The following is a 12,229-nucleotide window of genomic DNA, read 5'->3' as shown; positions in this document are numbered from 1 at the left end:
CCGCCGGTTCAGGCAGGATCCGCCGTGCCGGTCCAGGAGGCACGGAACGCCGCGGTGGTCGCGGCGACGGTGGTGGCGACCTCGGCCGGGCTGGCCGGGTTCGGGGCATTGTCGAACAGGGCCGCCAAGCCCGCGACGGCCTTCTCCGCGCGGGGGCGCCAGTTTTCTTCCCAGGCGGCGAGAACCGCGGCGTTGTCGGGGCGTCCGGCGATGGCGTGGCGGGCCAGGGCCGCGCTCCACGCCCGGCTGCGGGCGCCGTCGACGCCGGACTCGCGCAGCAGCTGGGCGGTCAGGCCGTCGCCGTTGGCGTCCGCGAGATCGGCGAGGGCGGTCTTGAGCAGGGTGTCGAGCGCCGGCTTGACGACGAGGTTCAGTGCCGTGAAGGCCTCCGCCCAGTCGTAGGCGACCAGCAACCGCTCCAGCGCCTCTCGGGCGGGTTGCCAGGCCGGGTCGTCTTCCCAGAACCGTCGGGTGACCCGGCTGTCGGCGAGGTCGGCGCCGTGGACCAACGACAGCGCCTTGGCCCGGTAGGCGATCCACTGCAGAGCGCGCAGTTCGTCGGCGGCCTGGAAGAACGCGGCGTTGCTGACGTAGGCGCTGGGTCCGAGTTGGCCGACGTACAGGCTGGTGATCTGCAGCACGTGGAACAGGTAGCGGGCGGGCAGGTAAAGCCGCGCGAGGACGCCCACCCAGACCGGGTCCAGGCCGGCATCCGCATCGAGGGCCTCGAAGTGGTCGACGACACCTTCGGCGTAGATCTCCCGGTCGTGCTGCAGGGCGATGTAGCGGCGGTAGTTGAGCTGGGCGGGGTCGCGGAACTCCTCCCAGTCCACGCCCCGCAGCGGCGAGCCCTCGCGGTAGCGCAGGTACCACCGGTTGATCGGACTGTTGGGATCAAGGTCGAACGGGGCCGGCTGCCGCCCGAAGTGGTAGTGGAAGTGGCCGGTGACGGTCTCGTACTCGTTGGGCTTGCGGCGGGCCCCGTCGAACACACTCCAGGTGCGCAGAGGCCTCGCCGTGGGGGAGGTGGTCATCCTCAGTCCTTCCGGTCCAGGTACCAGACGAGTTCGTCGTCGCTCACGTACCGCATCCGCCCGGCAAAGCCGGCGAGGGCGGGTTCGAGGGTGGCGAGCGGGACGGACCGGCCGGCGGCCTCCTCCAGGCTGGTGCGGGTGACCCGCAGGAAGCGGGGCGCGTTGATGCGCACGTAGCCGTTGCGGTCCTCCACGACCAGCGTCTGGTCGGGGTTGTCCTTCTCGATCGCGGCGTGCAGTGCCTCGACGACGTCCGGATCGAATCCGCGGACGATGGGGCCTACCAGGCGGCTGGAGTCGGCGGTCATGAAAATCGTCTCCCCGTCGGGGCCGCGGTCGCATCGCCACGGCAGCGGTGGTAGTGACGTCGGCCGTCGGGTGGGATCCCGACAATGATCCGCTCGCCGTCGGCGCGCACCGGGAAGCTGTACAGCCGGCAGTCGCTCGGGTTGAGGCTCTCGCCGGTCGCCAGGTCGAACTCCCAATGATGCGCGGCGCAGGTGAGCACCCCGTCCTCGACGGCGCCGTTGACCAGCGGGAACCGCGAGTGCGGGCACACCGCCTGGTACGCCCGTAGCGCCCCGCCGGGCAGGTGTGCCAGCAGCACCTGCTCGGCGCCCGCGGTCACCTCGAGCACATCGCCTTCCCACACCTCGTCCAGCGAGGCGACGTCGGTCCACGCCACTGTGGTGCCACCCGCCGACGCACCACCCGCCGACGCGCTACTCATCGAAGAAGGCTTCGACATGGTCGAGCGGGCCGACGCCGGCCTCGCCGATGCGCGCCTCGCGGGCGAGCACCTGACCGTTGTGGCGGATCCCCACCGGCGCGTCGCTGGCCGGCAGACGCCGGCCCACAACGTGGTGAGCGATCTTTTGGCCGACGACCTCGACGGTGTCGGCGTCGTCCACCGCCACCAGCAGCGACACGAAGTCGTGTTCGAAAACCGCGCTCAGCGGCAGCAGAGCCATCGGGCCCCCTCGGAGTGCTCGTGGACGTACTCGTGGACGTACTCGTGGACGTACTCGTGGACGTACTCGTGGCAGTGCTCCCGCGCTCCGGGGGTCACCTGTGCCCAAGACGTCATCGCCGTGCCGCCCTGGCGCCGGTTGCGCCCGCCGCCGCGGCCTGCGCCCAGGCGTAGCCGGTGGCATCCTGTCCCTGCTCGGCCGGCGACAGCCCCATGTAGGCGAGCACGCCGCCGAGGTCGGGCGGGCTGATCTCGCCGGCGAGGAACCGGTCCACCAGCGACCGGTGCCCGGCGAACCGCTCCGGACGCCGCGCGAAGATCCACTTGCAGGGTTCCGAGCAGAACAGGTAGTCACGGCCCCCGTGGGTGTGGCGCAGCGGAGCGGCCGAGGCCAGCGCGCCGGCCTCCACGCCGGCGGCCCGCACGATCGGCAGCTGGCACAGATTGCACACCAACGGCAGCGTCTCCGGGAAGGTGGCCTCGACCTTCCCCGCGCGGATGTTGTCGCCGATGGCATCCCAGTACTTGCCGAACGTGCGGTTCCAGCCCGGGTACTTCTCCTCCAGCCACACCCGCTCGTCCGCCGAGACGCCGGCGTCCGGGTTCCACCAGACCGTCGGCCGCCAGTTCCACACCCCGAGGTGAATCGCGTGGTGGTACCAGGTGAGTTCGTTGACGAACTCCTCCCAGTACCACGGATACTCCAGGCCAAAGTCCCGGAACTGGTCGGAGAACTGCTTGATCACCCACTCTTCGATGAATTCCTTGAACGACATCGTCCGATGCTCGAGCGGGGTGTAGTAGTCCATCGACAGGCCGGTCAGCAGCGCGAACACCCGCCATGACCGCCAGAACATGTGATCGATGAGGAACTGGCCCCAGTCCTTGTGGCCGCCCTCGGCAAGGATCTTGATGGTCGGCTCGCCCTGCTGGGCATGGCGGGCCTCGTCCGTCTGGATACTGGAGATCAGCGATCCGAACTCCAGGTCGCCCACCTTGATCGCGTCGGCCGCCATGCCGAGGAACTGCAGGTTCGTGAAACCGGTCTCAAGGGTGAAGGTGAGCTGCAGCGCGATCGACAGCGCGTCGTTGGCGACGAACATGTCGTCGAACAGCTGCCGGACCGCGAGCACGATCCAGTCGTTCGTGTGGAACGCCTTGAGCGCCCAGTCGGCCCGCGGCTCCTTCCCGATCAACCCATAGGGGAAGAACGCCTGGATCTGGCCGTGCCGGACCTCGTCGAGCGTGCCGAACGTCGCCGTATTGCGCCACGCCGCCGCCCGCCCGAACCGGCCCATCCGCGCCTCACCGATGGAGGCGAGGTACTCCGGCATCGTGATCGCGCCGTAGTGCGCCAGGATCACCGACTTCCATCCCGGGTCGAGCTTCTCGAACAGCGCCGAGCGGGCGATCGCGTTCTTGACCGAGTACGTCGTGGTGTCCTTCGTCACCTGGTTGTGCACGTACTCCCGATAAGTGATCTTGTATGGCTCGTCCCAGGCCAGCCACCCCTCGGCTGGGACCCGGCCCGTCCCCGACAGCTCCTCTGGGAAGACGTCCTGCTCGGACACATAGCCAAACGACCAGTTGGTGTCGCGGGCAAGGTCGTACCAGTCACTGCGGGCAAGCTTCGGCATGCTCGCCTCCTTGGTGTTCCCCCACGGACGCGGACCGAACCCGCCCGGTCCGGCGACGCTCCCGCGCCGCACGGCCCAACCCGGCATCGGCCGCTATCTCGACAATTTCAGTCGACAAGGAGAACTATGTGCGGGACGACCTTTGATGTCAAGGACTCCTAACGATCCGGTCCGGGCGGATCGGATTGCTAAGGTCCACTCGCGGGTTCCGACCTTCCCCGTTACGACCCTCGCGGCGGGTCGGCCGTCGCGAACCCGGGAAAGTCCCAACGGCAGGAGGCAGCGGTGCTGGCGATACACGCGGCGTTCGGACCGTGCGCGTGAGACCGCCCGGCACCCCCGAGGAACGCCACCCCGGACTCGACGCGAAGATCGTGGCCGCCCTCGACCGGATCGGCGAGGCCCTGCAGGTGCTCGCCCGCCGCCTGGCCGAGGCGCACGACCTGTCCCCCACCCAGCTTCGGGTCCTCGCCCGCATCTATGCGGGACCACCCCCGCCGGCCCGAACCAGCGCGCTGGCACGTGAACTCGACGTGGCCGACCCCACCGTCAGCGACGCCGTGGCGGCCCTGCGCCGCAAAGGGCTCGTAGGCCGCCAGCAGGACCCCGCCGACCGGCGTCACTACCGGCTACACCTCACCGCCGACGGCCAACGGACCGCGCACGCGGTCTCCCGGTGGACCGCCCCGGTCGAGGTAGCGACCTCCAGGATCCCCCGCCCGGACGGCGAGCACCTGCTCGCAACCCTCCTGGACCTGCTGGAATGCCTGCACGCCGAACATCTGATCAGCGTGACGCGCGCGTGCACCACCTGCCGGCACTTCGAACCCGCACCCCGCCACGCCCGACCCGCCCGCCACGCCCAACCCACTGTTCACCGCTGCGCGTTCTTCGACTACCGCCTCGGACCGTCCGACATCCGGGTCGACTGCCCGGAACACCTCACCCAGGAGGAGTTCGCCCGCCGCGGCGCCGCGGGCGGCCGGTAACACCGAACGGGGCCAACCGGGTCATGCACGTCAACGTCCACAGCGCCGCGGTCGGCCTGCCCGACGGCACGCCCGCGGGGTCCGTTGTCGACAGCTCACCGATCAGCTGCGCGAGGAGGGGGCCTGCGGGCCCATCATCACGAGACACTAGTCAGGGTAGGGCACCTCGGCGCGTGCCTTCTGGAGTGCGGCGGCCCACCAGGCAAGCTGGTTGAACAACGTCTTGGCGTAGCCGGGAGCGTCGGGATCAGCTGGCCGGCCAGCATCCCAGTTCACGAAGTAGTTCGGGAATGCCAGCCCGTCGCGAATGGTCACCGCGTGCAGCTCGGTGAGGACGTTCTCCAGGTGCAGGACCGCGTGCCGACCACCCGCCGCGCCGCCGTAGCTGACAAAAGCGACCGGCTTCGCGGTCCACTGGGTGAAGTGCCAGTCGATGGCAGCCTTCAGTGACGCCGGGTAACTATGGTTGTATTCGGGGGTTACTAGGACGAACGCGTCCGCGGCGTCGAGTCGCGCGGTCAGGGGTGCCATGCCCGCCGGGCGCGGGTATGAGTCTCCGGCGTACTTCGGCGACGCGGCGGGCAGGGATAGGGGGATCTCAAAGTCGGCGAGGTCGACGACCTCTACGTCGAAGCTCCCATGCGCGGAGGCCTGTTCGGCGACCCATGAGGCCACGACCGGTCCGAACCTCGCCTCGCGCACGCTGCCGACGACGATGACAAGTTTGCTGGTTTCGCTCATGCGTCACATGTTCGGTCGCGCCGGCAGCGGCAGCCAGACCGAGCGCAGGCTGGCCCTGATAGGGCCAGCCTCGGACGGCGTACCGAGGCCGTGCCGGTCTTACAGTGAAGAGCGTGAGTACGCCGCTGGGTGACTTCCTCCGCGCCAGGCGCGATGCCACCCGGCCCGAGACGCTCGGCCTGCCGGCAGGCCCCCGGCGCCGCGTCCCGGGGCTACGGCGGTCGGAGCTGGCTTCGCTGGCAGGAATCAGCGTTGAGTATCTCGTCCGGATCGAGCAGGGGAGCGACCGCAACCCATCGGCCTCCGTCGTCAACGCGCTCGCCGACGCGCTGCGCCTCGACGTCTCCGAGCGGGAGCACCTGCGCTACCTGGCCAAGATCGCCGCTGGCGTGTGTATCGGCCCGCTCACCCAACCTCGGCTGGAGGTCAGGCAGACAGTGCTCAAGCTGCTCGACCAGCTCGAGCCAGGGATCGCACTGGTCACCAACCGCCTGGGTGACATCCTCGCGTACACCAGTGGCTTCGACCTGGTCGCCCGACCGTCGGGGCTGCTCGATACCGACAGGCCCAACCTCACGCGCTTCGTCTTCACCGACAGGCGCGCCCGCGAGGTCTTCCCGGAATGGGATCAGATCGCCGACGAACGAGCCTTCGACCTGTGGCACGGCCCGTCGGCCGAGCGCTCGGCCCAATTCAGGGCGGAACTCGCTCCGGTCGCCGGCGACGACTTCACCCAGCGACTGAACCGGCACGCGCTACCACGGCGCGGTCCGCTGCGGTGGACACACCCCGTGGTTGGTGAACTGCGGCTTGACCGCGAGGTCCTGGAGCTCCCACCCGCCGATGCTCAGCAGCTGGTGGTATTCCTTCCCGCCGACGACACGACCGCCGACACGTTGAACCGGTTGCGCAGGAGGGGCGGTACCAGCCTGCGTGCCGTCAACTGAGCAAATATGGCGGCACGCCGCCACTCTTATCGAAGTCAAGCAGGTCCAGGTGTCCCCGTGGAGCAGTACCCGCGGGGGCTCGGTGTTCTCCGGCATCTGATCGCCGCGATCGACCGACCTGCCAGCATGATCGATCCTGGGCTCGCCCGCCACATCCGCGACGACTGTCCGATACGACACTGACGTAACGGTATGGTTGGTTTTCGTGGTACCGGAGCGCCAGGAAGGACCGAGGGACCCGATGGAACGTGCAGCGTGACGGCCCGGCAGCGAGGTCGGGCCGGGTACCGGGCTCGCCCGGGCAGGCCGTTATGGATGCCGCTGACCGCACTGACGATGGTGATGGCTGTTGTGCTGGGCGTGGCGGCCTGCTCGGATCAGCCCGAGCGTCCCCGCGCTCCGCGGCCGTCACCAACCACCACGCCCCCCTCCGCCGTGGAGCCGGCACCGTCCGGGCTGGGCTGGGTATCCGGCGCCAATGGAAACTTCCCGGCAGACGTGACCGCGTGGGCGGCGTGGACCCGCCGTCCCGTCGACCTCGCGATCGTTTTCACGGACCGCGCCAACTGGCCGAGCATCACCACGGCGTCCTGGCCGGTCGGGGCGTTCACCCGGGCAGCCTTTCCCGGGGAGCTGTCGGTGGCGCAACCGCTGTACCCGCAGAACGGCAATGAACAGGCGTGCGCTCGCGGTGAGTACGACGGCTACTGGGCCCAGTTCGGGCAGACTCTGTCGAAGTACGGCCGCGGCGACGCCTACGTGCGCCTCGGCTGGGAGTTCAACGGGGACTGGTTCTGGTGGCACGTCCGGGATCCGCAGGCGTGGAAAAGCTGCTTCCAACACGCCGCCACCGCGATCCGGTCGACCGCTCCGCACGTGAAGATCGACTGGAACATGACCGCGCACCGCGACAGCCTGCCCGGCAGCGGCGCGGACGTCTGGTCCGCCTACCCCGGCGACGCCTACGTCGACGTCGTCAGCATCGACTCCTACGACTCCTATCCGGCGTCCACGACGGAGCAGGTCTGGACCCGGCAATGCCAGCAGCGTTCCGGGCTGTGCACCGTCGCCGCCTTCGCCCGCGCCCACGGCAAGCGGTTCGCCGTCCCCGAATGGGGACTGGTGCGCTCGACCGGCGGTGGCGGCGACAACCCGTTCTACATCGAGAAGATGCACGAGTTCTTCGCGGCGAACGCCGGACTCCTCGCCTACGAGGCCTACTACAACAACGCGGAAGCTGACAACGTGCAATCCTCCCTGCACAACCCGAACCTGAGCCCGAACAGCTCCCGCCGCTATCTCGGCCTGTTCGGAAAGGACTGACGGCGGCGCCGGCGCGGACGTGGCCGTCGGCGACGTGTCCGCCTGCCAGCAAGCCGAGGGTGATCCCCGGGGGCTCTGTTGCGTTACGGGGAAGCTGGGCATGCCAGCGGGCCGGGGCGTCTGTCGGTCAGATAGCGGTAGCGAGTTCGGTGAACGCGGCGGCCAGCCTCAGCTGTGGGTTGCTGTCGATCCCGAGTTCGGAAGTGGCCGCGGCGGACGTTCTGGACTAAGGCGTGTCCGGCGCTGAGAGTTTGGACCGAGCGCAGCCATTTCAGCCCGCGCGGCGTCGTGCTTTGAGTCGGCCGTGGTCGGCTTCGATCCGGTTGTTCTCCCGGGCGGCGTCGACATGGCAGGCATCCCAGGCAACAGCTCGTCGAGGAGCCTCGGGTAGACAGGTGCCTTATCGGTGGTGATCGCCACCGGCCGCCGACCATGCGTCAGCGCCCGAACGAACGAACCGTCAGGACCGCGACGGCGCCCGCCAACTGCTGGTCGACCACTACTTCACCGCCCCCAGCTGCCGGTTCCTGTTCGTGGACGACGTAGCTGAGGACAGCCTTGACCGGGGCATGCCGGGAAGGGCGGGAGCAGTCCTGACGTACGCGGGTCTTCGCGTCCGAGAGTCGTAGGCCCAACGCTACCGGCCACCGGACAGCCTGCTCACGTTCCTCGACAACCTCTGTCCTGTCTGGTGGCGGGCAGGTTCGTGGCCGGCCGAGGGCCGTGGAGCGGGACGGAGGTCTCGTAGTAGTCCGAGCATACGGCGGGTTCGCCGGCCGGTTCGTGACCTGGGCCGCCACCGTCATGAAGACCACCGTGGAGATCGTCCGGAAGAAGGAAGGACAGAAAGGCTTCCAGCCGCTTCCGAAGCGGTGGGTGGTGGAACCGCACCCTGGCCTGGATCGCCGGCCACCGCCGCCTCGCTCGGGACTACGAACGCGACCCGGCCAGCTCTGCCACCTTCGTCCACTGGGCCATGATCCGCACCATGGCCCGTCGTAAACATTCAGCTTCATTGTTGATGTTGCTGTGAGTGGTTGGCGCTCGTTCCGGGTCCGACTGTTGGCTGATGTGTGGCGCATCGGATCTGGTGCGTGTGGTGATGTGGTGGGGTGCCGCCGCCGGAGGAGATGTCGCGTGAGGAGCTGGTTGCTCTCGTGGTGGCGCGGGCGGGGCTGATCGAACAGCTGCGGGCCGGGATCGCCGAGCGGGAGGAGCGGCTGGCTGGGCAGGAACGTCGGGTCGAGGAGCTGGCGGCGGAGGTCGACCGGTTGAGGCGGGCGGGCTCGCGGAACTCGGGGAACCCGTCGTTGCCGCCGTCGTCGGACGGGGTGCTGCCGGGCCGGGTGGGGCCGAACCGGGCTGAGCGCCGTGCCGCCGGGGGCGGGAAGAAGAAACGTGGTAAGCAGCCGGGCAGGACGGGTGGACGCTGGCTTGGCGGGAGGACCCGGACCGGGTCGAGGCGCATTTTCCGGTCGGGGTGTGTGACTGTGGGGTGTCGCTGGCCGGGGCGAGGCCGGCGGGGGTCGCCCGTTCGCACCAGTCCCACGATGTCGAACCGGCCCGGGTCGACCGTGACCCAGCATGATCTCTACCGGGTCGTGTGCGGCTGCGGGCGCCGTCATGTGGCCGCCCGGCCCGGCGGGGTGACCGGGCTCGGCGTCGTAGCCCGCCGCCTCGACGATCTTGACCTGCTCCGCGAGGTCCTCGCCTACCTGGTGCTTCTCACGGAGCCGATCGACGGCCTGCCCGGCTGGTGGTGCCCCCACGGCCCCAGCCGCACGAAGGCCGGCCCGCCCGGTGGGCATGGCAACCACGGGATCGCCCACGGCATCACGGGCCCCGCCGCGCTTCTGGCCCTCGCCCTGCTCGACGGCGTCCGAGTCGACGGACAGGAACAGGCGCTCAGGACGATCTGCCAGTGGCTCGATACCTGGCGGCGGCCAGCCAGCGAAGGATCGTGGTGGCCGGAGTTCGTCACGCTCGACGACCTCGACTGCGGCGAGCCCCGCCAACGCGGCCCGCTGCGGCCATCGTGGTGCTACGGCGCTCCGGGTATCGCCCGCACCCAACAGCTCGCCGCCCGCGCCCTCGGCGACACCACCCGCGAGCACCTCGCTGAAACGGCGTTCGCCGCCTGCATCCGCGACCCGGCCCAACTGGCCCGGCTCACTGAACCCGGCCTCTGCCACGGGACCGCCGGGCTACTCGCCACCGCACGCCGGATCGCGGCCGACGCGCGAACCCCTATCGCCCTCGCACCGCTGCTGCGTCTGCACCAGGACACCGCCGCTGCGGCGGACGCATCCCCTGGCTTCCTCGACGGGTCGGCCGGGGCCGAGCTCGCCGTGGCCGGGACCACGACGTCTTGGGACGCCTGCCTCCTGCTTTGCTGACCGGAAGGCCCGACATGCACGAGACCCCATGGAAACAGCTGAACATCCGCTACCCCGGCCCGCAGCCCCGCGGGCGGGAAGACCAAGCCATCGGTCACCTGGCGCGCATCCTGCCCCGCGCCGAGGCGGACGGGCTCATCACCTCCTGGTTCTTCATCCGCAAGGGCGCCTGGCGCATCCGCTACCTGACCGCGCAGGACACGGACGGCCAGTACGACACGACCACCGACCGCCCCCACGCGCTGCTCACCGATGGAGTCCGCTGGACCGCCGACATCTACGAGCCAGAGGTCCACGCCTTCGGCGGCCCCGCCAGCATGAACGGCCGCCCACGAGCTGTTCCACCACGACAGCAACCACCTGCTGTCGTTCCTCGCCACCAACCCGACCGACCGGCGCGAACACTCCCTCGTGCTGTGCACGGCGCTCATGCGCACCGCAGGACTCGACTTCAACGAGCAAGGAGATGTCTGGGCACGGATCGCAGAGCAGCGCTCGGTCTTCGCCAACCCGCCGTCGGACCCGCAGGTCTGGGCCTCCTTCACAGGCGACGTCCACCGTCTCCTCGTCGGCGAAGCCCGCGCAGACCTCCTCGGCAGCTGGCTCGACGCGTTCGAGGACGCGGGCGGAACGCTCCGGAAGCTCCGCGAAGAGGGCCAGCTTACCCGTTGGATACGTGCCATCATCGCACTACACGTGATCTTCCACTGGAACCGGCTCGGCCTCCCCGCCCGCGCACAGGCCATCCTCGCGACTGCCGCCCGGCAAGCCGTCCTCGGTCCCGCCCATCACCTTGATCGGCTACGCCCTGACCATCCCCGGCTCCTACGCTCAGGGTCCGCCCTGTGACACCTTCTAGCGTCGCCGTGCGCGCCGCCGTAGGGAGACTTCGTCGATGGGTCCCGGCGTCAGACCTCGCCAGCCTGCGGGGGCCCGAGATGGCCGGTCACTTCCACCCAGTCGGGCTCACGGTCCGTGCCACGGGCCACGACGACCATCAACCGCCGCCCGACGGCAACCTGGAGCCGATCGAAGTCGCGGCTGGCGGCGCCACGCTGCCGGCGGTAGGCGCCCAGCTGCGCGGGTTCCAGCGGCCGGTCGAGGACGCCGAGGAAAAGGCGCAGGTTGGAAGGGCCGACCAGATCCGCGGTCACCCACTCCCCGCGCACGGTCCGGCCGAAGGCACCATGTTCCCGGCCCCGCGTCGGTGGCGGCGCGGTCGCGAACAGCCGATCCTCAAGCGCCGCCGCCCTCGCCATGGCCCGGTTCCGATCCGGCGGGATCTGCCCTGCCCGAGCCGGCCCGCTGGGCGCATCAGGACTCGGCGCGTACGAAGCCGCGCTGGCCGGGGGCCTGATATCGAACAGGTCGACATCGTCGGTGATGACTGCGTTACCGCCGTCCCGGACGAGCTGGTAGCCGTCGACGGCGGAGTCCGCGATGGACGGATCGAATCCGGCGCGGACCAGGTCAGTCCGCTGGCGACCAGCGCCTGTTCGCCGGCACGGTGCCTGGGCGAGGGCAGATTGTCGGCGTCATCGGCTTTCCCGCCGATGGCGGACAGCTTGACAACCTTCCGGACGCCGTAGGCACGGGCCGCCTGAATCATGGCCAGGTCATGCTCGGCGACCGAGCCGGTGGGGCTCGGAGCGGTCAGCAGGAAGACGCTGTCCACACCAGCGACCGCGCTGTGGAGCGAGTCAGCACGTTCGAAGTCGGCCTGCACGACATCGATCAGCGCGCCATCAGGAAGACGGAGACGGGCTGGTTCTCGCGTCATCGCCCGAATCCGGGCGCCCCGGCCGACTAGGAGGCGCAGCACCTCGCGACCGACGGTGCCGGTCGCACCAGTAATCAAGATCATGGGACCATCGTGGTGGCGACGGACCGCGGTTTCTAGGAAATTCCGGCACACCGGTACAGGAGTTGACCTACGAGAAGCCCCGTCCCCAACGACTACTGTGGTCACCGGCCTCACCCGGGCCGCCTACCACCCGAGCAAGGCCATCCCTCTGTGCATCCAGGTGCGGATCACCATCGGCTTCGTGCCGACGGTGCTCGGGATCGCCGCGGCCTGGGGGCCGGCAGCGACCTGGCCTGCCTGCCGGTCTTCGTGTTCTGCCTGCTCCTGCAGCGCCACATCGTCGGGGGCGTGGCGCGGCGAGGCTCACAGTCGGCTTGTCGACGTCCTG

Annotated in this window: 12 protein-coding genes and 3 pseudogenes; 6 read left to right on the top strand and 9 right to left on the bottom strand. The window is 69.5% G+C overall.

Going from position 1 to position 12,229, the window contains the following annotated elements; all coding sequences use genetic code 11:
* Positions 1-8 precede the first annotated feature (8 nt).
* From FRANCCI3_RS01080 to FRANCCI3_RS01060, 5 genes are all read right to left on the bottom strand, one after another.
* The gene (locus tag FRANCCI3_RS01080; RefSeq protein WP_011434684.1) at positions 9-1,034 is read right to left on the bottom strand and encodes an aromatic/alkene monooxygenase hydroxylase subunit beta; all 1,026 of its coding nucleotides are present in this window, start codon (positions 1,032-1,034) and stop codon (positions 9-11) included.
* Between the two features lie 2 nt (positions 1,035-1,036).
* Positions 1,037-1,342: an MmoB/DmpM family protein gene (locus FRANCCI3_RS01075; protein WP_011434683.1), complete on the bottom strand. Its 306-nt coding sequence runs from the start codon at positions 1,340-1,342 to the stop codon at positions 1,037-1,039.
* Positions 1,339-1,764 (bottom strand): Rieske 2Fe-2S domain-containing protein, encoded by a 426-nt coding sequence (locus tag FRANCCI3_RS01070; protein WP_023840149.1) that lies wholly within the window; start codon positions 1,762-1,764, stop codon positions 1,339-1,341. The genes FRANCCI3_RS01075 and FRANCCI3_RS01070 overlap by 4 nt, the downstream gene beginning before the upstream one ends.
* Positions 1,757-2,005 (bottom strand): toluene-4-monooxygenase system B family protein, encoded by a 249-nt coding sequence (locus FRANCCI3_RS01065; RefSeq protein WP_011434681.1) that lies wholly within the window; start codon positions 2,003-2,005, stop codon positions 1,757-1,759. The genes FRANCCI3_RS01070 and FRANCCI3_RS01065 overlap by 8 nt, the downstream gene beginning before the upstream one ends.
* A gap of 112 nt (positions 2,006-2,117) precedes the next feature.
* On the bottom strand, positions 2,118-3,641 hold the full coding sequence (locus FRANCCI3_RS01060) for an aromatic/alkene/methane monooxygenase hydroxylase/oxygenase subunit alpha (protein ID WP_023840151.1): 1,524 nt from the start codon (positions 3,639-3,641) through the stop codon (positions 2,118-2,120).
* Positions 3,642-3,955: 314 nt separating this feature from the next.
* Here FRANCCI3_RS01060 and FRANCCI3_RS23055 point away from each other — a divergent pair, with 314 nt between their 5' ends.
* Complete coding sequence (locus tag FRANCCI3_RS23055) at positions 3,956-4,630, top strand: MarR family winged helix-turn-helix transcriptional regulator (protein ID WP_011434679.1); 675 nt, start codon at positions 3,956-3,958, stop codon at positions 4,628-4,630.
* A 147-nt stretch (positions 4,631-4,777) separates the two neighbouring features.
* Here FRANCCI3_RS23055 and FRANCCI3_RS01050 read toward each other — a convergent pair whose 3' ends face one another.
* Entirely contained in the window at positions 4,778-5,371 is a 594-nt protein-coding gene (locus FRANCCI3_RS01050; protein WP_011434678.1) for an NADPH-dependent FMN reductase, read from the bottom strand.
* A gap of 113 nt (positions 5,372-5,484) precedes the next feature.
* On the opposite strand from FRANCCI3_RS01050, the gene FRANCCI3_RS01045 reads away from it, so the two are divergent.
* Together FRANCCI3_RS01045 and FRANCCI3_RS01040 are read left to right on the top strand one after the other, a co-directional pair.
* Positions 5,485-6,318 (top strand): helix-turn-helix domain-containing protein, encoded by an 834-nt coding sequence (locus FRANCCI3_RS01045; RefSeq protein ID WP_011434677.1) that lies wholly within the window; start codon positions 5,485-5,487, stop codon positions 6,316-6,318.
* A 342-nt stretch (positions 6,319-6,660) separates the two neighbouring features.
* The gene (locus tag FRANCCI3_RS01040) at positions 6,661-7,641 is read left to right on the top strand and encodes a glycoside hydrolase family 26 protein (protein ID WP_308726837.1); all 981 of its coding nucleotides are present in this window, start codon (positions 6,661-6,663) and stop codon (positions 7,639-7,641) included.
* Between the two features lie 127 nt (positions 7,642-7,768).
* Here FRANCCI3_RS01040 and FRANCCI3_RS23860 read toward each other — a convergent pair.
* Positions 7,769-8,094 (bottom strand): annotated as a pseudogene (locus FRANCCI3_RS23860) (DDE-type integrase/transposase/recombinase); the annotation flags it as partial.
* Positions 8,095-8,397: 303 nt separating this feature from the next.
* Between FRANCCI3_RS23860 and FRANCCI3_RS27665 the strand changes: the two are divergent.
* From FRANCCI3_RS27665 to FRANCCI3_RS28865, 3 genes and pseudogenes are all read left to right on the top strand, one after another.
* Positions 8,398-8,569 (top strand): annotated as a pseudogene (locus FRANCCI3_RS27665) (IS5/IS1182 family transposase); the annotation flags it as partial.
* Positions 8,570-8,753: 184 nt separating this feature from the next.
* A complete protein-coding gene (locus tag FRANCCI3_RS01035) occupies positions 8,754-10,037 on the top strand; it encodes a lanthionine synthetase C family protein (RefSeq protein WP_236701427.1) in 1,284 nt (427 codons plus the stop codon).
* A gap of 14 nt (positions 10,038-10,051) precedes the next feature.
* Positions 10,052-10,886: pseudogene (locus tag FRANCCI3_RS28865) on the top strand (thiopeptide-type bacteriocin biosynthesis protein).
* Between the two features lie 59 nt (positions 10,887-10,945).
* On the opposite strand, the gene FRANCCI3_RS01025 reads toward FRANCCI3_RS28865, so the two are convergent.
* Together FRANCCI3_RS01025 and FRANCCI3_RS28860 are read right to left on the bottom strand one after the other, a co-directional pair.
* Positions 10,946-11,296 carry a hypothetical protein gene (locus tag FRANCCI3_RS01025; protein ID WP_023840158.1) on the bottom strand — a complete coding sequence of 117 codons (351 nt, stop codon included), beginning with the start codon at positions 11,294-11,296 and terminating at the stop codon, positions 10,946-10,948.
* The gene (locus tag FRANCCI3_RS28860; RefSeq protein ID WP_011434673.1) at positions 11,188-11,901 is read right to left on the bottom strand and encodes an SDR family oxidoreductase; all 714 of its coding nucleotides are present in this window, start codon (positions 11,899-11,901) and stop codon (positions 11,188-11,190) included. Before FRANCCI3_RS28860 ends, FRANCCI3_RS01025 begins: the two co-directional genes overlap by 109 nt.
* Positions 11,902-12,229: the final 328 nt, after the last annotated feature.

The organism is Frankia casuarinae, assembly GCF_000013345.1.
Taxonomy (GTDB): Bacteria; Actinomycetota; Actinomycetes; order Frankiales; family Frankiaceae; genus Frankia; species Frankia casuarinae.
This window is presented reverse-complemented; position numbering and strand designations above follow the sequence as displayed.